The organism is Geodermatophilus chilensis (assembly GCF_002802985.1).
GTDB classification, from domain to species: Bacteria; Actinomycetota; Actinomycetes; order Mycobacteriales; family Geodermatophilaceae; genus Geodermatophilus; species Geodermatophilus chilensis.
The window spans coordinates 63299-83252 of sequence record NZ_NVPT01000001.1; the positions used below are offsets into that span (position 1 = coordinate 63299).

Consider the following 19954-nt stretch of genomic DNA (forward strand, 5'->3'; position numbering starts at 1 on the left):
TCAGTTCCTCTGTCTCTGGTCCGATCGGTCGCGGCGCTCAGGCGCCGGGACCACCGAAGATCTCGATGCGGTCGCCGGGCGCCAGCGAGACGATCGCGCGCTTGGTGTCCTTGCGCTTGCCGAGCTTGTTGCCCCGGCTGCGCTTGCGCTTGCCCTGGCGGTTGATCGTGTTCACGCCGAGGACCTTCACGTTGAAGACCTGCTCGACCGCGATCTTGATCTGCGTCTTGTTGGCCTCGGGCAGGACGACGAACGTGTACTGGTTCTCGTCGAGCAGCCCGTAGCTCTTCTCCGAGATGACCGGGGACAGCAGGACGTCCCGGGGGTCGCGGACGCTCACGCCTTCTCCTCGGTGGTGTCGGTGGCGGTGTCGAGGTCGGTGGTGCCCTCGGCCGGCTGGATGGACGGGATGGCACCCGGCACGTCCGGCGTCGTCAGGTCGGGCTTGGCGACCTCACGGCCCTTCGACGGCCCGGCGACGAACTCGGCGAGCGCGGCCTCGGTGAAGACGACCTCGTCGGCGACCAGCACGTCGTAGGTGTTGAGCTGGCCGGCCTCGAGCAGGTGCACCTGCGGCAGGTTGCGCAGGCTCACCCAGCTGAGCGTGTCGTCGCGGTCGAGGACCACGAGCACCCGCCGGGCCTGGGTGACCGACTGGAGGGTCGCCAGCGCGGCCTTGGTCTTCGGCGCGTCGCCGTCGACGAAGGTGCTCACCACGTGCACACGGTTCTCGCGGGCCCGGTCGGAGAGGGCACCGCGCAGAGCGGCCGCCTTCATCTTCTTCGGGGTCTTCTGCGAGTAGTCGCGCGGCTGGGGACCGTGGACGATGCCACCGCCCTCGAACTGCGGCGCGCGGATCGAGCCCTGCCGGGCGCGGCCGGTGCCCTTCTGGCGGTAGGGCTTGGCGCCACCACCGCTGACCTGGCCCCGGGTCTTCGTCGCGTGCGTGCCCTGGCGCGCGGCGGCCAACTGGGCCACGACGACCTGGTGCATGAGCGAGACGTTGGCCGACGCGTCGAAGAGCTCACCGGGCAGCGTGACGCTGCCGGAGGTCTCCCCCGCCGGGGTCCGGACGTCGACCTGCCGGTCGGTCCGGGTGTCGGTGGCCTGGGTCACTGGTTCTCACTCCCCACGGGCCCGCCCTTGACGGCCGAGCGGACGAGCACGAGGCCGCCCTTCGGGCCGGGGATCGCGCCCTTGATCAGCAGCAGCCCGCGCTCGACGTCCACCTTGTGGACGTTCAGCGACAGGGTCGTCGTCTTGACCGCGCCCATGCGGCCGGCCATGCGCAGGCCCTTGAACACGCGGCCGGGGGTCGAGGCCCCGCCGATGGAACCGGGCGACCGGTGCTTGCGCTGGGTGCCGTGCGCGGCACCCAGGCCGCGGAAGCCGTGCCGCTTCATGACACCGGCCGTGCCCTTGCCCTTGCTGGTGCCGATGACGTCGACCTTGGCCACGCCGTCGAGGACCTCGGCGGTCAGCTCCTGGCCGACCGTGTAGTCCGACGCGTCCTTCGTGCGCAGCTCGACCAGGTGGCGGCGCGGCGTCACGCCCGCCTTGGCGAAGTGCCCGCCCTCGGGCCTGTTCACCTTGCGCGGGTCGATCTCACCGAACCCGAGCTGGACGGCGCTGTAGCCGTCGACCTCGGGGGTGCGCACCTGGGTCACCACACACGGGCCCGCCTTGACGACGGTCACCGGCACGATGCGGTTGTTCTCGTCGAAGACCTGGGTCATGCCCAGCTTCTCGCCGAGGAGACCACGGAATGTGCTCGCCATGTCTGCTGACTGCCCTTACTGGATGTTGACGTCGACCGAGGCCGGCAGGTCGATGCGCATGAGCGCGTCGACCGTCTTCGGCGTCGGGTCGAGGATGTCGATGAGGCGCTTGTGCGTGCGCATCTCGAAGTGCTCGCGCGAGTCCTTGTACTTGTGCGGCGAGCGGATGACGCAGTACACGTTCTTCTCCGTCGGCAGCGGCACCGGGCCGACGACGCGCGCACCGGTCTTGGTCACCGTGTCGACGATGCGCCGCGCCGAGGCGTCGATCGCCTCGTGGTCGTAGGCCTTCAGCCGGATGCGGATCTTCTGTCCCGCCATCGCTGTCTTCTGCTCCTGCCGATCGGTGTCAGTTCTTGCTGGGAACGCCGGGTGTCCCGGACCTCATCCGGTCTGGCCCCAGCGGGGTGGGTGTCCGTGCACACAGGCACGGCCACCCGAGGACGGGCGGCGGCGCAGGGGTGCGCCACCGCCCGTCGGGGTGTTACTTGAGGATCTTGGTGACGCGACCGGCGCCGACGGTGCGGCCACCCTCACGGATGGCGAACCGCAGGCCCTCCTCCATGGCGATCGGCTGGATGAGCTCGACCGTCATCTCGGTGTTGTCGCCCGGCATGACCATCTCGGTGCCGGCCGGCAGGGTCACGACGCCCGTGACGTCCGTGGTCCGGAAGTAGAACTGCGGACGGTAGTTGTTGAAGAAGGGCGTGTGACGACCACCCTCGTCCTTCGAGAGGATGTAGACCGAGCCCTCGAAGTTCGTGTGCGGGGTGATCGAGCCCGGCTTCACGACGACCTGACCGCGCTCGACGTCCTCGCGCTTGATCCCGCGCAGCAGCAGGCCCACGTTGTCGCCGGCCTGGCCCTGGTCGAGCAGCTTGCGGAACATCTCGACGCCGGTGACGGTCGTCTTGGTCGAGTTCGGGCGGATGCCGACGATCTCGATCTCCTCGGAGACCTTGACGATGCCGCGCTCCACGCGACCGGTCACGACGGTGCCGCGGCCGGTGATGGTGAAGACGTCCTCGACCGGCATGAGGAACGGCTTGTCGATCTCACGCTGCGGCTCCGGGATGGCGGTGTCGACAGCGTTCATGAGCTCCATGAGCTTGTCGCCCCACTCGGCGTCGCCCTCGAGGGCCTTCAGCGCCGAGACGCGGACCACGGGGACGTCGTCGCCCGGGAACTCGTACTCGGACAGCAGCTCGCGGACCTCCAGCTCAACGAGCTCGAGGATCTCCTCGTCGTCGACCATGTCGGCCTTGTTGAGCGCCACGACGATGTAGGGGACGCCGACCTGGCGCGCCAGGAGCACGTGCTCCTTGGTCTGCGGCATCGGGCCGTCGGTCGCGGCGACCACCAGGATGGCGCCGTCCATCTGCGCCGCACCGGTGATCATGTTCTTGATGTAGTCGGCGTGCCCGGGGCAGTCGACGTGCGCGTAGTGACGGTTCTCCGTCTGGTACTCGACGTGGGCGATCGAGATCGTGATGCCGCGAGCCTTCTCCTCGGGCGCCTTGTCGATCTGGTCGAAGGCCGACGCCTCGTTGAGGTTCGGGTACTTGTCGTGCAGCACCTTGGTGATCGCCGCGGTCAGCGTGGTCTTGCCGTGGTCGATGTGCCCGATGGTGCCGATGTTGACGTGCGGCTTGGTCCGCTCGAACTTGGCCTTGGCCACTGGGTTCCTCTCTCCGTGGTTACGCAGGTGGTGCGTGCTCTGGGGTGGGCTGTGCTCGGGGTGGCGAGTTACTCGCCGGTGGCCTTCGCGATGATCTCCTTGGCCACGTTCTGCGGGACCTCCGCGTAGCTGTCGAAGACCATCGTGTAGCTGGCCCGCCCCTGGGTGCGGCTGCGCAGGTCGCCCACGTAGCCGAACATCTCCGAGAGCGGGACGAGCGCCCGGACGACGCGGGCGCCGGAGCGCTCCTCCATCGCCTGGATCATCCCGCGCCGGGAGTTCAGGTCGCCGATGACGTCACCCATGTAGTCCTCGGGCGTCACGACCTCGACGGCCATCATCGGCTCGAGCAGGGCCGGGCTGGCCTTGCGCGCGGCCTCCTTGAAGACCATGGAGCCGGCGATCTTGAAGGCCATCTCCGAGGAGTCGACCTCGTGGTACTGGCCGTCCACCAGCGTCGCCTTGACACCGACGACCGGGTAGCCGGCGAGGATGCCGTACTGCATGGCGTCCTGCATGCCCGCGTCCACGGACGGGATGTACTCCCGCGGGACGCGACCACCGGTGACGGCGTTGACGAACTCGTAGGTCGGGCCGTCGCCGGTCACCTCGAGCGGCTCGATGGTCACCTGGACCTTGGCGAACTGCCCGGACCCACCGGTCTGCTTCTTGTGGGTGTAGTCGTACTTCTCGACCGCCTTGCGGATGGTCTCGCGGTAGGCGACCTGGGGCTTGCCGACGTTGGCCTCGACCTTGAACTCGCGCCGCATGCGGTCGACCAGGATCTCCAGGTGCAGCTCGCCCATGCCCGAGATGACCGTCTGACCGGTCTCCTCGTCGAGGCGGACCTGGAAGGTCGGGTCCTCCTCGGCCAGCTTCTGGATGGCGGTGCCGAGCTTCTCCTGGTCGCCCTTGGTCTTGGGCTCGATGGCGACCGAGATGACCGGCGCGGGGAACGTCATCGACTCGAGGATGACCGGCTTCTGCGGGTCGCAGAGGGTGTCACCCGTCGTCGTCTGCTTCATGCCGTTGACCGCGACGATCTGGCCGGCGCCCACGCCCGCACGCTCTTCGCGCTTGTTGGCGTGCATCTGGTAGATCTTGCCGACCCGCTCCTTGCGGTCCTTGGTGCTGTTGAGCACCGGGGACCCGGCGTCCAGACGCCCGGAGTACACGCGGATGTAGGTCAGCTTGCCCAGGTGCTGGTCGGTCTGGATCTTGAAGGCCAGCGCCGAGAACGGCTCGTCCTCGTCGGCGTGCCGCAGGACCTCGGTCTCGCCGTCCATGGCCGTGCCGACGATCGCACCGACGTCCAGCGGGCTGGGCAGGTAGTCCACGACGGCGTCGAGGAGCGGCTGCACGCCCTTGTTCTTGAACGCGGTGCCGGTGAGTACCGGGTTGACCTGCGCGGCGATGGTCGCCTTGCGGATCGCGGCCTTCAGGGTCTCGACGGAGATGTCCTCGCCGCCGAGGTAGGCCTCCATGATGGCGTCGTCGGTCTCGGCGACACCCTCGAGCAGCTTCTCGCGGTACTCGGCGGCCTGGTCGGCGAGCTCGGCCGGGATCTCCTCGACCGCGTAGTCCTCACCCATCGCGGTGTCGCCACGCCAGGTGAGCGCACGCATCTGGACCAGGTCCACGACGCCGATGAAGTCGGCCTCGGCACCGATCGGCAGCTGCAGCACCAGCGGGTTGGCGCCCAGGCGCTCGACCATCATGTCGACGCAGCGGAAGAAGTTCGCACCGGTGCGGTCGAGCTTGTTGACGAAGCACATGCGCGGGACGCCGTACTTCTCCGCCTGCCGCCAGACCTGCTCGGTCTGCGGCTCCACGCCGGCGACCCCGTCGTAGACCGCGACCGCACCGTCGAGCACCCGCAGGGACCGCTCCACCTCGACGGTGAAGTCGACGTGCCCGGGGGTGTCGATGATGTTGATGTCGTGACCGTTCCAGGAGCACTTCGTCGCGGCGGACGTGATGGTGATGCCGCGCTCCTGCTCCTGCTCCATCCAGTCCATCGTGGCCGCGCCGTCGTGGACCTCACCGATCTTGTAGTTGATACCGGTGTAGAAGAGGATGCGCTCGGTCGTCGTGGTCTTGCCGGCGTCGATGTGCGCCATGATCCCGATGTTGCGGGTCTTGGCGAGCTGGGCCTCGTTGCTGGCCATTCCTCACTCCTCTTTGCTTCGGGTCCGCGTGCGGACGTCCGGGGGTGGCCCGGACTCGTCCGCCGGCCGCGGGGTGCTGGCCGGGCCAGCGCGGTGCACCTACCAGCGGTAGTGCGCGAAGGCCTTGTTCGACTCGGCCATCTTGTGGGTGTCCTCGCGACGCTTGACCGCCGCACCCAGACCGTTGCTCGCGTCGAGCAGCTCGTTCATCAGGCGCTCGGTCATCGTCTTCTCACGACGGGCCCGGCTGTACTGGATCAGCCAGCGCAGGCCGAGGGTGGTGCTGCGCGAGGCGCGGACCTCGACCGGGACCTGGTAGGTCGCACCACCGACGCGGCGGCTGCGGACCTCGAGGGCCGGCTTGACGTTGTCCAGGGCGCGCTTGAGCGTGACCACCGGGTCGGTGTCGGTCTTGGCGCGGCAGCCCTCGAGGGCGCCGTAGACGATCGCCTCGGCGACCGAGCGCTTGCCGTCGACGAGCACCTTGTTGACCAGCTGGGTCACCAGCGGCGACTGGTACACCGGGTCGGCGACCAGTGGGCGGCGCGGTGCGGGGCCCTTGCGCGGCATGTCAGCTCTTCTCCTTCTTCGCGCCGTACCGGCTGCGAGCCTGCTTGCGGTTGCGGACACCCTGGGTGTCGAGCGAGCCGCGGATGATCTTGTAGCGCACGCCGGGGAGGTCCTTCACGCGGCCGCCGCGCACGAGCACCATCGAGTGCTCCTGCAGGTTGTGGCCGACGCCCGGGATGTAGGCGGTCACCTCGATGCCACTGGTGAGGCGGACGCGAGCGACCTTGCGCAGCGCCGAGTTCGGCTTCTTCGGCGTCGTCGTGTACACGCGGGTGCACACGCCACGACGCTGAGGGGAGCCCTTCAGCGCCGGGGTCTTGGTCTTCTCGACCTTGTCCTCGCGGCCCTTGCGGACCAGCTGGTTGATCGTGGGCATGGGTGGCCTGGATCTCCTACCTGCGCTGGGTCGTGCTGTGGACGGTGCTCTGCTGTGCCGGGTGCCGGTCCTGCCGGGGCCGTACCCGCCTCCGGCCGTGGTCCACCACCGGTCCCCGCGGTCGGGCGTGTCGCCTTCCCCAGGACCGGCCGGCGGTTCCAACCGGATCGGTCGCCCCCCGCGACTCGGCGCCACCACCTGTCGGCAGGCGCACCGCGAACGGGAGCAGGCCCAGGGCACCCTGGGCACGGCTGACCACGATACCCGCGTGCCGGAGACCGGTCAAAGCCGGGTCCACCACAGCTCGGCGGGCGGGTCGAGCCCTCCCCACCGGGATACGCGGGGTCAACGCCGTCCGGTGCCCGGGTGTTCCGGGCCGGCGGACCCGGTGCGGGCCGGGGGTGGCGCGACTGTAGCGGCTGCCGCTCGTGTCCGGGTCGCGCCGCCGGACCGACACCCCGGGCATGGAGGACTGTCGTACCCCGGCCCTACGGTCGGTGCCAGGACGCCCACCCAGCGCAACCGGAGGATCCCGTGCACCTCGACCTCGCCCGCGAGCTGAAGGCCCACCTGTCGGCACGGCTGGCCCGGTCCGGCGAGCCGGTGACGGCCAGCGACGTCGGCGGTCGGCGGTGGGCCCGCCCGGCCCTGGGGCTGGCCCCGGTCGGCCCGGACCAGGCCCACCTGGCCATCCGGCTGGCGGCGAAGGAGGACGCCGACGTCCTCCTGGCCGGGCTGGACGACGCGGTGCTCGACGAGGTCGACGTCCGCGTCATCGGCGCCGTCCGGGCACTGTCCGCCCCTACTCCGGAGAACCTGCAGTGGCGCACGCGGCCGCTGGCCCCCGGACTCTCGGTGGCCCACCCGGGGGTCTCCGCCGGGACCCTCGGGGGCTTCGTCCGGGTCGGGGGGCGGCTGGCGATCCTGTCCAACAACCACGTGCTGGCCGCCAGCGACGCCGCCGCGGTGGGCGACCCGGTCCTGCAGCCGGGCCCGGCCGACGGCGGGGATCCGGCGGCCGACCGCGTCGCGACCCTGACGGCCTTCGAGCGGTTCACCGCCGACCGGGCCAACCGGGTGGACGCCGCGGTCGCCACCGTCGACGCGGAGGTGCCGCTCGAGCCGGGCCGGCTCCCCGGTGGGCCGCTGGCGGCCGACCCCGTCGAGGTGGACGACGTCGAGCCCGACGAGCGGGTGGAGAAGGTCGGGCGCACCACCGGGCACACGGTCGGCCGGGTCAGCGCCGTGGAGGTCGACGGCGTGGCCGTGCAGTACGACCAGGGCGTCTACACCTTCGACGACCAGATCGAGATCGACGGCGTCGCGGGCGCCTTCAGCGCCGGCGGCGACAGCGGCTCGGTGATCTGGCGGAGCGCCGACCGCGCTCCGCTCGGCCTGCTCTTCGCCGGCAGCGAGACGGGTGGGCGCGTCGGGGGCGGGGTCACCTTCGCCAACCCCCTGGCGACCGTGCTGTCGGTCCTCGACCTCCGGTGGGTCGCCTCCTGAGCTGCCGGCCCCGTCCAGGGCACCGCCCTGAGCTGGCGAGGGGTGGGGAGGGCGGGGTCCTTTCCCTGTTCTCTGGCCGCTCGACAGGGCACCATGGGGTGCATGACCGACCGCGCGTCCGCCCGAGCCGCGAAGAGCGCCCTCAGCCACCGACTGGCGGCCGACCCGGGCGTCGTCGGTGTCGGGCTGGCCCGCCGGGACAGCGGCTACGTGGTGAAGGTCGACCTGGCCGACGCGCACGCCGCCGAGCGGGTGCCCGGGGACGTCGACGGCGTCCGCGTGGTGACCGAGGTCGTCGGGGTCGTCCGGCCGCTCTGAGGCCGGACCGGACGCACCTCCCCACCCCGCTACGGTCGGCGGCGGCGCCAATGGTGGCGTCGCCGACCTGAGGAGTGCACGTGCGCATCGGCATCCAGGCCAGCTACAGCGGGGGGTTCCGCGAGACCGCCGCGGAGATCCGCGAGCTCGAGTCGGCGGGACTCGACCTCGCGACGGTCGCGGAGGTCTACACCTTCGACGCCGTCAGCCAGCTGGGCTACCTGGCCGCGGTGACCGAGCGGGTCGAGCTGATGAGCGGCATCTTCCCGATCTACAGCCGCACCCCCGCGCTGACCGCCATGACCGCGGCGGGGCTGGACTTCGTGTCCGGCGGCCGCTTCACCCTCGGGCTCGGCGCCTCCGGCCCCCAGGTGATCGAGGGCTGGCACGGCGTCCCCTATGACGCCCCGCTGCAGCGGACCCGCGAGGTCGTAGGGATCTGCCGGCAGGTGTGGCGCCGGGAGCGGCTGGTCCACGAGGGCCCCAAGTACACGATCCCGCTGCCGGCCGAGCAGGGCACCGGCCTGGGCAAGCCGCTGAAGCTGATCAACACGCCGGTGCGCGACCGGATCCCGGTCATGCTGGCCGCGATCGGCCCCAAGAACGTCGAGCTGGCCGCGGAGATCGCCGAGGCGTGGGAGCCGATCTTCTTCATGCCGGAGCGGGCGGGCACCGTGTGGGGCGACTCGCTGGCCGCCGGGAAGGCCAAGCGCGACCCGGCCCTCGGTGACCTGCAGATCGTCGTGGGCGTGCCGGTCGCCATCGGGGACGACGTGGAGCCGATGCTCGACCTGGTGCGACCCCAGCTCGCGCTCTACATCGGCGGCATGGGCGCCCGCGGCAAGAACTTCTACAACGACCTGGCCCGCCGCTACGGCTACGAGGACGAGGCCCGGACCATCCAGGACCTCTACCTCGACGGCAGGAAGGACGAGGCGGCCGCCGTCGTCCCCGAGGAGCTCGTGCGTGCGGTCTCCCTCGTGGGGCCGGAGTCGCACGTCGCCGAGCGGGTCGCCGCCTTCCGCGAGGCGGGCGTCACCACGCTGATGCTGCAGCCCCTCGACGACAGCCGGGAGGCCCGGCTGCGGACGGTCGAGACGATGAAGCGCCTGGCCGGCTGAGCACGGGGGTCCCGGAGCGGGCGTCGGGGGTCAGCGACCGGGGCCCTTGCCGCCCCCTCGCGTCGGGGCCGCCAGCTGCGAGCAGGTGTTGGCGACGTCGCCGCCGGCCGGTCGGGTCACCGTCTGGCTGACCGGCGGCTTCTGGCCGGTGGTCACCCAGGACGTGAGGCGCTGGAACGCCTCGCGGTAGCAGGGCAGGATCGGCCGGATCTCCGTGGGGTACAGGTCGTGCCGGTCGTCCACGTGGTTGCCGTCCTCGATCACGTAGTACCGGTGCAGCCTGGCCCGGCCCGAGTCGGCGATCATCTCGGTGTAGACGTCGGAGTCGGCGTTGATGGGGAGCAGCGCGTCGAGATCCCCGTGCAGGGTCAGCATCGGCCTACGGATGTCCCCGGTCAGGGACACCGAGGCGACGGCGTCCTTCACCTCCTGCGGGCGGGAGGCGTAGTCGTACTCGGCGTCGCACGCGGTCGGCGTCCCGGGGGCGGTGCCGGTGCGGCAGAACGGCGTGCCGGCCTCGGTGGCGCCGTCGTACCCCGGGTCGAATGCCTCCCGGTAGGTGCGCTGGGTGAGGTCCCAGTAGACGGCGTGGTGGTCGGGCCACAGGACCTCCGACCCCGGCTCGAAGCCGACGTCGTACATGCGCTGGCGCGCGGCCGGATCGGCCATGGCCTGGGGGTACTCACGGAGCGCGGTCGGCAGGTAGGTGAACAGGTTGGGACCCTCGGCGGTCATGAGCGTCCCCTCCCAGTCGACCCCGCCGTCGAAGAGGTCCGGGCGGTTCTCCAGCTGCCAGCGGGTGAGGTAGCCGCCGTTGGAGATGCCGGTCATCCAGGTGTACGAGGGACGGGACCCGTAGCGCTGGGCCACCACCTGCTCGGCGGCGATCGTCAGCTCGGAGACGCGGTCGTGCCACTCGCGCACCGCCTGACCCGGCGCGGACCGCGACCCGTTCTCGTAGAAGGAGGTGCCGGTGTTGCCCTTGTCGGTCGACGCGTAGGCGTAGCCCTGGGAGAGCATCCAGTCGCTGAGGATGTAGTCGGGGGCGTACTGCTTGCGCACCCCGGGCGCGCCGGTGACGACGAGCTGGCCGTTCCACTCCTCGGGCAGCCGGATGACGAACTGGGCGTCGTGGTTCCAGCCGTACGTCGTGTTGGTCGTGGAGTCGTCCGGGAAGTAGCCGTCGACCTGGATCCCGGCGCCCGCCGACGGGTTCACCGTCTGCTTGGAGTGCAGGCCCGCCCAGTCGCTGACGTCGCTGCGCCCCTTGGCGGCGAGTGCCGTGGCGGAGAGATCGGTGTGGCACTCGACGCGCTGGAGCTCTGCCCCCGGGACCTGGATCGCCTCCGCGTTCGCGCAGTGCCCGCCCGGCGCGGCCGCGGCCGGGGACGTGAGCCACGACGCGACGAGCAACGGGACCAGCGGGACCAGCGGGACCAGCGACCAGCGGCGGGCGGACATGGCGTACCCCTTCCGGGCAGCGGCGACCATCGGCACTGGACAACGAACCAGGACCCGTCCGGTGACGGCAACCGCAACGACCGGACCGCGCAGGGAGGCGGGACGCGCCCCTGACGACGAGAGGGCCCCGTGGACCTGACGGTCCACGGGGCCCTTCGCACCGTGCTGGAACGGCCGCCCCCTGCAGGGTCCCGCTACGAGCCTGCGAGCAGCGGGGGGCAGGGGGTGTTTTTCAGCCCCGCCAGTCGTACTCCTCCAGGCGCACGGCCTCGCCGCTGCCCTGACCGAAGACGTCGGGGCTGTAGTACTGCCCGTCGTCGTACCCGGCCATGGTGTAGACGGCGGCGCGGGCCTCCTCGGTCGGCTCGACCGTGATGTTCCGGTAGCGGCTGATGCCCGTACCCGCCGGGATCAGCTTTCCGATGATCACGTTCTCCTTGAGGCCGAGCAGGCTGTCGCTCTTGCCCTGGATCGCGGCGTCGGTGAGCACCTTCGTCGTCTCCTGGAAGGAGGCCGCCGACAGCCACGACTCGGTCGCGAGCGAGGCCTTGGTGATGCCCATGAGCACCGGACGAGCCGAGGCCGGCTCGCCGCCCTCGGCGACGACGCGGCGGTTCTCCGTCTCGAAGATCGTCCGCTCGACCAGCGCACCGGGCAGGAACTCCGTGGCGCCCGAGTCGATGATGGTCACCCGCTTCAGCATCTGCCGGATGATCACCTCGATGTGCTTGTCGTGGATCGACACGCCCTGGCTGCGGTAGACCTCCTGGACCTCGCGGACCAGGTGCAGCTGCACCTCGCGGGGGCCCATGATCCGCAGCACCTCGTGCGGGTCGACCGCACCCTCGGTGAGCTGCTCGCCGACCTCGACGTGGCCACCGTCCTCGACCCGCAGCCGCGAGCGACGCGACAGCTTGTCGTAGACGACCTCGTCGGAGCCGTCGTCCGGGGTGATCGTGAGCTTGCGGAACTGCTCGCCGTCCTCGATCCGGATGGTGCCGGCCAGCTCGGCGATCGGGGCCTTGCCCTTGGGGACGCGAGCCTCGAAGAGCTCCACCACACGCGGCAGACCGTGGGTGATGTCCTCACCCGCGACGCCACCGGTGTGGAAGGTGCGCATCGTCAGCTGCGTGCCGGGCTCACCGATCGACTGGGCGGCGATGATGCCGACCGCCTCGCCGACGTCCACCAGCTTGCCGGTCGCGAGGGAGCGGCCGTAGCAGGTGGCGCAGGTGCCCAGCAGCGACTCGCAGGTCAGGACGCAGCGGACCTTGACCTCCGAGACCCCGGCCTCGACCAGCTGGCTGATCAGGACGTCGCCGAGGTCGGCGCCGGCCTGGGCGATCAGCGTGCCGTCCTCGGCCGTCACGTCGGCGGCCAGGGCACGGGCGTAGACGCTGGTCTCCGCGTGCGGGTCACGGGTGAGCACGCCGTCCACCGAGGTGGCGATCGGCATGATCACGCCGCGCTCGGTGCCGCAGTCCTCCTCGCGGATGATGACGTCCTGGGAGACGTCGACCAGCCGGCGGGTGAGGTACCCGGAGTCCGCGGTACGGAGCGCCGTGTCGGCCAGACCCTTGCGGGCACCGTGCGTGGAGATGAAGTACTCCAGCACGGACAGACCCTCCCGGAAGTTGGCCTTGATCGGCCGCGGGATGATCTCGCCCTTGGGGTTGGCGACCAGACCACGCATGCCGGCGATCTGGCTGATCTGCATCATGTTGCCTCGGGCGCCCGAGTTGACCATGACCCAGACCGGGTTGGTGGTCGGGAAGTTGTCCACCATCGCCTGGCTGACCTCGGCCCGCGCGCGGGTCCAGATCTCGATCAGCTCGCCACGACGCTCGGCGTCGGTGATGACACCGCGCTCGTACTGGCGCTCGATCTGCCGGGCCTCGGCCTCGTGCCGGTCGAGGATCTCCTGCTTGGCCGGCGGGGTCACGACGTCGTCGATGGCGATGGTGACGCCCGAGCGGGTGGCCCAGCGGAAGCCGGCCGACTTGAGGGCGTCCAGCGTCGCCGCGACCTGCACCTTGGGGTAGCGCTCGGCGAGGTCGTTGACGATCGCCCCGAGCTCCTTCTTCGGCACCTGGTAGTTGACGAAGCGGTAGTCCTCGGGCAGGGCCTCGTTGAACAGCACCCGGCCCAGGCTGGTCTCGACCAGCGCGGGGGCACCCGGGGTCCAGTCCTCGGGCTGCTCCCACGCGGGGTTGACCTTGCCGTTGTCGACGCCGAACACCTCGTCGAGGCGGATGTACGCCCGCTCCTGCAGACCCAGCGCACCCTTGTCGAAGGCCATGATCGCCTCGGCGGTGGAGCCGTAGGCCGCCGGCCGGCCGCCGTCGGCCTCGTGCCGGCTGCGCACCAGGGTGGTCAGGTGGTACAGGCCCAGCACCATGTCCTGGGTCGGCGCGGTGATCGGACGACCGTCGGCCGGCGACAGGATGTTGTTCGACGACAGCATCAGGATCCGGGCCTCGGCCTGCGCCTCGGCCGACAGCGGCAGGTGCACCGCCATCTGGTCACCGTCGAAGTCCGCGTTGAAGGCGGTGCAGACGAGCGGGTGGATCTGGATGGCCTTGCCCTCGACCAGCTGCGGCTCGAAGGCCTGGATGCCCAGGCGGTGCAGCGTCGGCGCCCGGTTCAGCAGCACCGGGTGCTCGGTGATGACCTCCTCGAGCACGTCCCAGACGACCGGCCGCGCGCGCTCCACCATCCGCTTGGCGGACTTGATGTTCTGCGCGTGGTTGAGGTCGACCAGCCGCTTCATGACGAAGGGCTTGAACAGCTCCAGCGCCATCTGCTTGGGCAGGCCGCACTGGTGCAGCTTCAGCTGCGGGCCGACGACGATGACCGAACGGCCGGAGTAGTCGACGCGCTTGCCGAGCAGGTTCTGGCGGAACCGGCCCTGCTTGCCCTTGAGCAGGTCGCTCAGGGACTTCAGGGGACGGTTGCCGGGGCCGGTGACCGGCCGGCCGCGGCGGCCGTTGTCGAACAGCGCGTCCACGGACTCCTGGAGCATCCGCTTCTCGTTGTTGACGATGATCTCGGGCGCACCGAGGTCGAGCAGCCGCTTGAGCCGGTTGTTCCGGTTGATCACGCGGCGGTACAGGTCGTTCATGTCGCTGGTCGCGAAGCGGCCACCGTCGAGCTGCACCATCGGGCGCAGGTCCGGCGGGATGACCGGGACGCAGTCGAGCACCATGCCCATGGGCGAGTTGCGGGTCTGCAGGAACGCCGCGACGACCTTGAGCCGCTTGAGGGCGCGCAGCTTGCGCTGGCCCTTGCCGCTGCGGATGGTCTCGCGCAGCGAGGCGGCCTCGGCGTCGAGGTCGAAGTCGGCGAGCAGCTTCTGCAGCGCCGCGGCACCCATGCCGCCCTCGAAGTACTCACCGAAGCGGTCGCGCAGCTCGCGGTAGAGGCCCTCGTCGGCGATGAGCTGCTTGACCTCGAGCTTGCGGAAGGTGTCGAGCACCTCCTCGAGGCGGTCGATCTCCCGCTGGGCGCGGTCGCGCAGCTGGCGCATCTCGCGCTCGCCGCCCTCGCGCACCTTGCGGCGGACGTCGGACTTGGCGCCCTCGGCCTCGAGCTCGGCGAGGTCGGCCTCCAGCTTCTGCTGGCGGGCCTCCACCTCGGCGTCGCGGCGGCTCTCGAGGTTGTGCTTCTCCGCGCTGATCTCGGCCTCGATGGTCGGGAGGTCGCGGTGGCGCGTCTCGTCGTCGACCGAGGTGATCAGGTAGGCGGCGAAGTAGATGATCTTCTCGAGGTCCTTGGGCGCCAGGTCGAGCAGGTAGCCCAGACGCGAGGGGACGCCCTTGAAGAACCAGATGTGGGTGACCGGCGCGGCCAGCTCGATGTGGCCCATCCGCTCACGCCGCACCTTGGCGCGGGTCACCTCGACGCCGCAGCGCTCACAGATGATGCCCTTGAAGCGGACGCGCTTGTACTTGCCGCAGTAGCACTCCCAGTCCCGCGTGGGACCGAAGATCTTCTCGCAGAAGAGACCGTCCTTCTCCGGACGCAGCGTCCGGTAGTTGATGGTCTCGGGCTTCTTCACCTCACCGTGCGACCACTGACGGATGTCGTCGCCGCTGGCCAGACCGATGCGGAGCTCGTCGAAGAAGTTGACGTCGAGCACTGAGTGGACCCCTTTCCCGGGGCTCGGTTACTGCACTTCTCGATTGGTCGTTGGGGGGCGCCGGCCGGCCCCGGTGCTCGGGGCCGGCCGGCGGCCGATCACACGTCCTCGACGGACGACGGCTCGCGGCGGGACAGGTCGATGCCCAGCTCCTCCGCGGCCCGGAAGACCTCGTCGTCGGTGTCGCGGAGCTCGATGGCCTGCCCGTCGCCGGAGAGCACCTCGACGTTGAGGCACAGCGACTGCAGCTCCTTGAGCAACACCTTGAACGACTCGGGGATGCCCGGCTCGGGGATGTTCTCGCCCTTGACGATCGCCTCGTACACCTTGACGCGGCCGAGGATGTCGTCGGACTTGATGGTGAGCAGCTCCTGCAGCGCGTAGGCCGCGCCGTAGGCCTGCATCGCCCAGCACTCCATCTCACCGAAGCGCTGGCCACCGAACTGCGCCTTACCACCCAGCGGCTGCTGCGTGATCATCGAGTAGGGGCCGGTCGACCGGGCGTGGATCTTGTCGTCGACCAGGTGCAGCAGCTTCAGGATGTAGACGTAGCCGACCGAGATCGCCTCGGGGAAGGGCTCCCCGGAGCGGCCGTCGAACAGCCGCGCCTTGCCGGTGGGCTGCACCATCCGGTCGCCGTCACGGTTCGGGATCGTCGAGCCGAGCAGGCCGACGATCTCCTCCTCGCGGGCACCGTCGAACACCGGGGTCGCCGTCCGGGTGCCCGGCTCGGCGGCACGCGCGGCCTCCGGCAGGTTGGCCGCCCACTCCGGGGTGCCCTCGACCTGCCAGCCGGACTTGGCGACCCACCCGAGGTGGGTCTCCAGGACCTGGCCGACGTTCATCCGACCCGGGACGCCGAGCGGGTTGAGGACGATGTCCACCGGGGTGCCGTCCTCGAGGAACGGCATGTCCTCCTGCGGCAGGATCTTCGCGATGACGCCCTTGTTGCCGTGGCGGCCGGCGAGCTTGTCGCCGTCGGAGATCTTGCGCATCTGGGCGACGTAGACCCGGATCAGCTCGTTGACGCCGGCGGGCAGCTCGTCGCCGTCCTCGCGCGAGAACACGCGGACGCCGATGACCTTGCCGGACTCGCCGTGCTTGACCTTGAGGCTGGTGTCGCGGACCTCGCGGGCCTTCTCACCGAAGATCGCCCGCAGCAGCCGCTCCTCGGGGGTCAGCTCGGTCTCGCCCTTCGGCGTGACCTTGCCGACGAGGATGTCGCCGGGGACGACCTCGGCACCAATGCGGATGATGCCGCGCTCGTCGAGGTCGGCGAGGACCTCCTCGGAGACGTTCGGGATGTCCCGGGTGATCTCCTCGGCACCGAGCTTGGTGTCGCGGGCGTCGACCTCGAACTCCTCGATGTGGATCGAGGACAGGACGTCGTCCTGCACGAGGCGCTGCGACAGGATGATCGCGTCCTCGTAGTTGTGGCCCTCCCACGGCATGAAGGCGACGAGCAGGTTCTTGCCCAGCGCCATCTCGCCCTGGTCGGTGCACGGCCCGTCGGCGATGACCTGGCCGACCTCGACCCGCTGGCCCTCGTCGACGACGGGGGTCTGGTTGATCGAGGTGCCCTGGTTCGAGCGACGGAACTTCAGCAGCCGGTAGGTCTGCCGGGTGCCATCGTCGGCCATGACGGTGACGTAGTCGGCAGTGGAGTCCTCGACCACACCGGCCTTCTCCGCCACGACGACGTCGCCGGCGTCGACGGCGGCCCGCAACTCCATGCCGGTGCCGACCAGCGGCGCCTCGCTGCGCAGCAGCGGGACGGCCTGGCGCTGCATGTTCGCGCCCATGAGCGCGCGGTTGGCGTCGTCGTGCTCGAGGAACGGGATCATCGCCGTCGCGACCGAGGTCATCTGCCGCGGCGAGACGTCCATGTAGTCGACGTTCTCCGGCACGAGGTAGTCGACCTCACCGCCCTTGGTGCGGACCAGGACGCGGTCCTCGGCGAACCGGCCCTGTGCGTCCAGCGGCGAGTTGGCCTGCGCGACGACGAAGCGGTCCTCCTCGTCGGCGGTCAGGTAGTCGATGGAGTCGCTGACGACACCGTTGTTCACCCGGCGGTACGGGGTCTCGATGAAGCCGAAGGCGTTCACCCGGCCGTACGCCGACAGCGAGCCGATCAGGCCGATGTTCGGACCCTCGGGGGTCTCGATCGGGCACATCCGGCCGTAGTGGCTCGGGTGCACGTCGCGGACCTCCATGCCGGCCCGCTCACGCGACAGACCGCCCGGGCCCAGCGCCGACAGGCGGCGCTTGTGGGTCAGGCCCGCGAGCGGGTTGGTCTGGTCCATGAACTGGGACAGCTGGCTGGTGCCGAAGAACTCCTTGATGGAGGCGACGACCGGCCGGATGTTGATCAGGGTCTGCGGCGTGATCGCCTCGACGTCCTGCGTCGTCATCCGCTCCCGGACCACGCGCTCCATGCGGGAGAGGCCGACCCGGATCTGGTTCTGGATCAGTTCGCCGACCGTGCGCAGGCGACGGTTGCCGAAGTGGTCGATGTCGTCGACGCCGTGCTCGGGCTCGCCGGCGTGGAGGCGCACGACGTACTCGATGGTGGCGACGATGTCGTCCTCGGTCAGCGTGCTGGTGCCCTGCGGCACGGAGACGCCGAGCTTCTTGTTCACCTTGTAGCGGCCGACCTTCGCGAGGTCGTAGCGCTTGGCGTTGAAGAACAGGTTCTCCAGCAGCGCCTGGGCGCTCTCCCGCGTCGGCGGCTCACCCGGCCGCAGCTTGCGGTAGATGTCCAGCAGCGCCTCGTCCTGGCCGGCGATGTGGTCCTTCTCGAGGGTGGCCAGCACCGTGGGCGACCACTGGAAGTGCTCGCGGATGCGGTCCTCGGTCCAGCCCAGCGCCTTGAGCAGCACGGTGACCGGCTGGCGGCGCTTGCGGTCGATGCGGACGCCGACGGTGTCGCGCTTGTCGACGTCGAACTCCAGCCACGCCCCGCGGCTGGGGATGACCTTGGCGCTGAAGACGTCCTTGTCCGAGGTCTTGTCCAGGGTCTTGTCGAAGTAGACGCCCGGGCTGCGGACCAGCTGCGAGACGACGACGCGCTCGGTCCCGTTGATGACGAAGGTGCCCTTGTTCGTCATGATCGGGAAGTCGCCCATGAACACCGTCTGGCTCTTGATCTCGCCGGTGGTGTTGTTCATGAACTCGGCGGTGACGAACAGCGGCGCCGCGTAGGTCATGTCCTTGTCCTTGCACTCCTCGAGGGACGCCTTGACGTCCTCGAAGCGCGGGTTGGAGAAGGACAGCGACATCGAGCCGCTGAAGTCCTCGATCGGGGAGATCTCCTCGAGGATCTCGGCCAGGCCGCCGACGGCGTCGGCCTGCTCCTCGGGCGAGAGGGTGGCCCGCCACTGGGGGCTGCCGATCAGCCAGTCGAACGAGGCGGTCTGCAGGGCCAGGAGGTCCGGGACCTCGAGCGGCTCGGAGATCTTGGCGAACGAGACGCGCAGCGGCGCGCCCGGGATCTTCTGCTGGTCGGCCTCGCCGGTGCGGGGGCCGGACTGGGGGGCCTGCTGGATCTTGCCGGTGGAACCTGACTCGGTGGTGCTGGCGGAGATGCTGGTGGGGCGAGAGCCTGCCAAGATGCGTCCTTCCAAGGACCTCACGACGTGCGGGCGGTGGGTGCTTGTTCGTCCTGGGTCGTCGTCGGTAATGGCGGGGCTGTCCGCGTTCGTCCTGCCCGGAGCGTCGGTCGGCGGGCGTCCGGAAGAGGGGTTCCCCGGGCACCCCAGGCGACCCGTCTCGGCGGGCAAGCAGTCAGGGGGCAGCGCAACAGGGAACCCTACCCCTGCTGGAGCAGGCTGTCCACGTCGGGGGTCCGCACGCGAGGGGGACCACACCCGGGAGGGCAGCCGGCCGGCGGGGCCGGGTCGGGCCGTCTGTGACGGCCCGCCCATGATGCCAGTCCCGCGGCGGCCGTGGGGCCGCCACGCCGCGCGCGTCGGGTCCGGACGGCGCCCGGGGCGGGCCGCTCAGCTGGTCGTGAGCAGCGTCAGCTCGCTGATCTTCCAGGTGCCGTCGACGTCCATCAGCTGCAACTGCACCGTCTGCGTGCACGACTGCGCCCCCTCGGGGGTGACCGTGCACTCCGAGCCCTCCGGCGGCGCCTGGGTGCCGCTGTTGACCGACTCGACGACGTACTGGCCGAACACCACGACCGTCGCCGTCGTCTGGTCGGCGTCCACCTGCTGCAGGCCCACGTCGGCGACCTCGTAGCGGGTGGTCGCCGACACCTGCTCGTAGGTGTCGATGATCCCGCTCTGCAGGTCGGTCTCGTACTGGTCGCGCAGGCTCCCGGTGAGGACGTCGAGCTTGCCCTGCACGCTGCCCTCGGAGTCCCGGTAGTCGTAGGCGTAGAGGGCCTCGACCGACTCCCGTGCGGCGTCGAAGACGGCCGGGTCGACGAACTCCCGCGCCGGGCGCTGCCAGGACAGCAACCCCAGCGCGACGGCGGCCACGGCGCACAGCACGCCGAGCACCAGGACCGTCCGGGACCGGCGGCGGGTCGGCCCGGCCCCGGCCCGCGCACCGGCCGGACGACCGCGCCGGGCTGCGACCCCGCCGTCCCGGCGCGACTCCGCACGGGGCCCGGCAGGGCCGTCGGCACCGGCCGGCGGGACGGCGGCCGGCGGGGCGGGGCTCCCCTCGGGCGCGGTGTCCTCCGGTTGTGTCTCATACACACCTCATCCTGCGGACGACTCCTCAAGTGTATCAGTAGCGCGTTGCAGTACCAACAAAACAAGAAATTATATCGCATCATCAGGAGGTGTGTAGCCGCAACGACAGCCGAGCACACGCGATCTGACGGACACGT

General features: G+C 70.3%; 15 protein-coding genes. 3 read left to right on the forward strand and 12 right to left on the reverse strand.

The features are described from left to right. Positions 1 to 37 precede the first annotated feature (37 nt). From rplW to rpsL, 8 genes are all read right to left on the reverse strand, one after another. Positions 38 to 340 (reverse strand): 50S ribosomal protein L23, encoded by a 303-nt coding sequence (rplW, locus tag CNO22_RS00385; RefSeq protein WP_100497379.1) that lies wholly within the window; start codon positions 338 to 340, stop codon positions 38 to 40. Continuing rightward, positions 337 to 1116 carry a 50S ribosomal protein L4 gene (gene rplD, locus CNO22_RS00390; RefSeq protein WP_100497380.1) on the reverse strand — a complete coding sequence of 260 codons (780 nt, stop codon included), beginning with the start codon at positions 1114 to 1116 and terminating at the stop codon, positions 337 to 339. The genes rplW and rplD overlap by 4 nt, the downstream gene beginning before the upstream one ends. Then, entirely contained in the window at positions 1113 to 1778 is a 666-nt protein-coding gene (gene rplC / locus CNO22_RS00395) for a 50S ribosomal protein L3 (RefSeq protein WP_100497381.1), read from the reverse strand. The genes rplD and rplC overlap by 4 nt, the downstream gene beginning before the upstream one ends. A 15-nt stretch (positions 1779 to 1793) precedes the next feature. Further along, positions 1794 to 2099, reverse strand: coding sequence for a 30S ribosomal protein S10 (rpsJ, locus tag CNO22_RS00400; protein ID WP_014742859.1), 306 nt, complete (start codon positions 2097 to 2099; stop codon positions 1794 to 1796). A 163-nt stretch (positions 2100 to 2262) separates the two neighbouring features. Beyond that, positions 2263 to 3456 carry an elongation factor Tu gene (gene tuf, locus CNO22_RS00405; protein ID WP_100497382.1) on the reverse strand — a complete coding sequence of 398 codons (1194 nt, stop codon included), beginning with the start codon at positions 3454 to 3456 and terminating at the stop codon, positions 2263 to 2265. 68 nt (positions 3457 to 3524) lie between these two features. Beyond that, positions 3525 to 5624 (reverse strand): elongation factor G, encoded by a 2100-nt coding sequence (gene fusA, locus CNO22_RS00410; protein ID WP_100497383.1) that lies wholly within the window; start codon positions 5622 to 5624, stop codon positions 3525 to 3527. Between the two features lie 99 nt (positions 5625 to 5723). Next, the gene (gene rpsG, locus CNO22_RS00415; protein WP_091213426.1) at positions 5724 to 6194 is read right to left on the reverse strand and encodes a 30S ribosomal protein S7; all 471 of its coding nucleotides are present in this window, start codon (positions 6192 to 6194) and stop codon (positions 5724 to 5726) included. Between the two features lies 1 nt (position 6195). Then, positions 6196 to 6570, reverse strand: coding sequence for a 30S ribosomal protein S12 (gene rpsL, locus CNO22_RS00420; RefSeq protein ID WP_012950487.1), 375 nt, complete (start codon positions 6568 to 6570; stop codon positions 6196 to 6198). Between the two features lie 534 nt (positions 6571 to 7104). On the opposite strand from rpsL, the gene CNO22_RS00425 reads away from it, so the two are divergent. From CNO22_RS00425 to CNO22_RS00435, 3 genes are all read left to right on the forward strand, one after another. Further along, positions 7105 to 8076, forward strand: coding sequence for a chymotrypsin family serine protease (locus tag CNO22_RS00425; RefSeq protein ID WP_100497384.1), 972 nt, complete (start codon positions 7105 to 7107; stop codon positions 8074 to 8076). A gap of 102 nt (positions 8077 to 8178) precedes the next feature. Next, positions 8179 to 8394 (forward strand): hypothetical protein, encoded by a 216-nt coding sequence (locus tag CNO22_RS00430; RefSeq protein WP_072919054.1) that lies wholly within the window; start codon positions 8179 to 8181, stop codon positions 8392 to 8394. An 80-nt stretch (positions 8395 to 8474) separates the two neighbouring features. Further along, a complete protein-coding gene (locus CNO22_RS00435) occupies positions 8475 to 9515 on the forward strand; it encodes an LLM class F420-dependent oxidoreductase (protein WP_100497385.1) in 1041 nt (346 codons plus the stop codon). A 30-nt stretch (positions 9516 to 9545) separates the two neighbouring features. On the opposite strand, the gene CNO22_RS00440 is transcribed toward CNO22_RS00435, so the two are convergent. The 4 genes from CNO22_RS00440 to CNO22_RS00455 all read right to left on the reverse strand — a co-directional run bounded on the left by CNO22_RS00440 (position 9546) and on the right by CNO22_RS00455 (position 19820). Continuing rightward, a complete protein-coding gene (locus tag CNO22_RS00440) occupies positions 9546 to 10976 on the reverse strand; it encodes a tannase/feruloyl esterase family alpha/beta hydrolase (protein WP_100497395.1) in 1431 nt (476 codons plus the stop codon). Between the two features lie 232 nt (positions 10977 to 11208). Next, the gene (locus CNO22_RS00445; RefSeq protein WP_100497386.1) at positions 11209 to 15114 is read right to left on the reverse strand and encodes a DNA-directed RNA polymerase subunit beta'; all 3906 of its coding nucleotides are present in this window, start codon (positions 15112 to 15114) and stop codon (positions 11209 to 11211) included. A gap of 98 nt (positions 15115 to 15212) precedes the next feature. Then, on the reverse strand, positions 15213 to 18722 hold the full coding sequence (gene rpoB, locus CNO22_RS00450; protein ID WP_100497387.1) for a DNA-directed RNA polymerase subunit beta: 3510 nt from the start codon (positions 18720 to 18722) through the stop codon (positions 15213 to 15215). Between the two features lie 390 nt (positions 18723 to 19112). Continuing rightward, positions 19113 to 19820, reverse strand: a complete 708-nt coding sequence (locus CNO22_RS00455) for a hypothetical protein (RefSeq protein ID WP_100497388.1) — start codon at positions 19818 to 19820, stop codon at positions 19113 to 19115. Between the last annotated feature and the right edge of the window lie 134 nt (positions 19821 to 19954).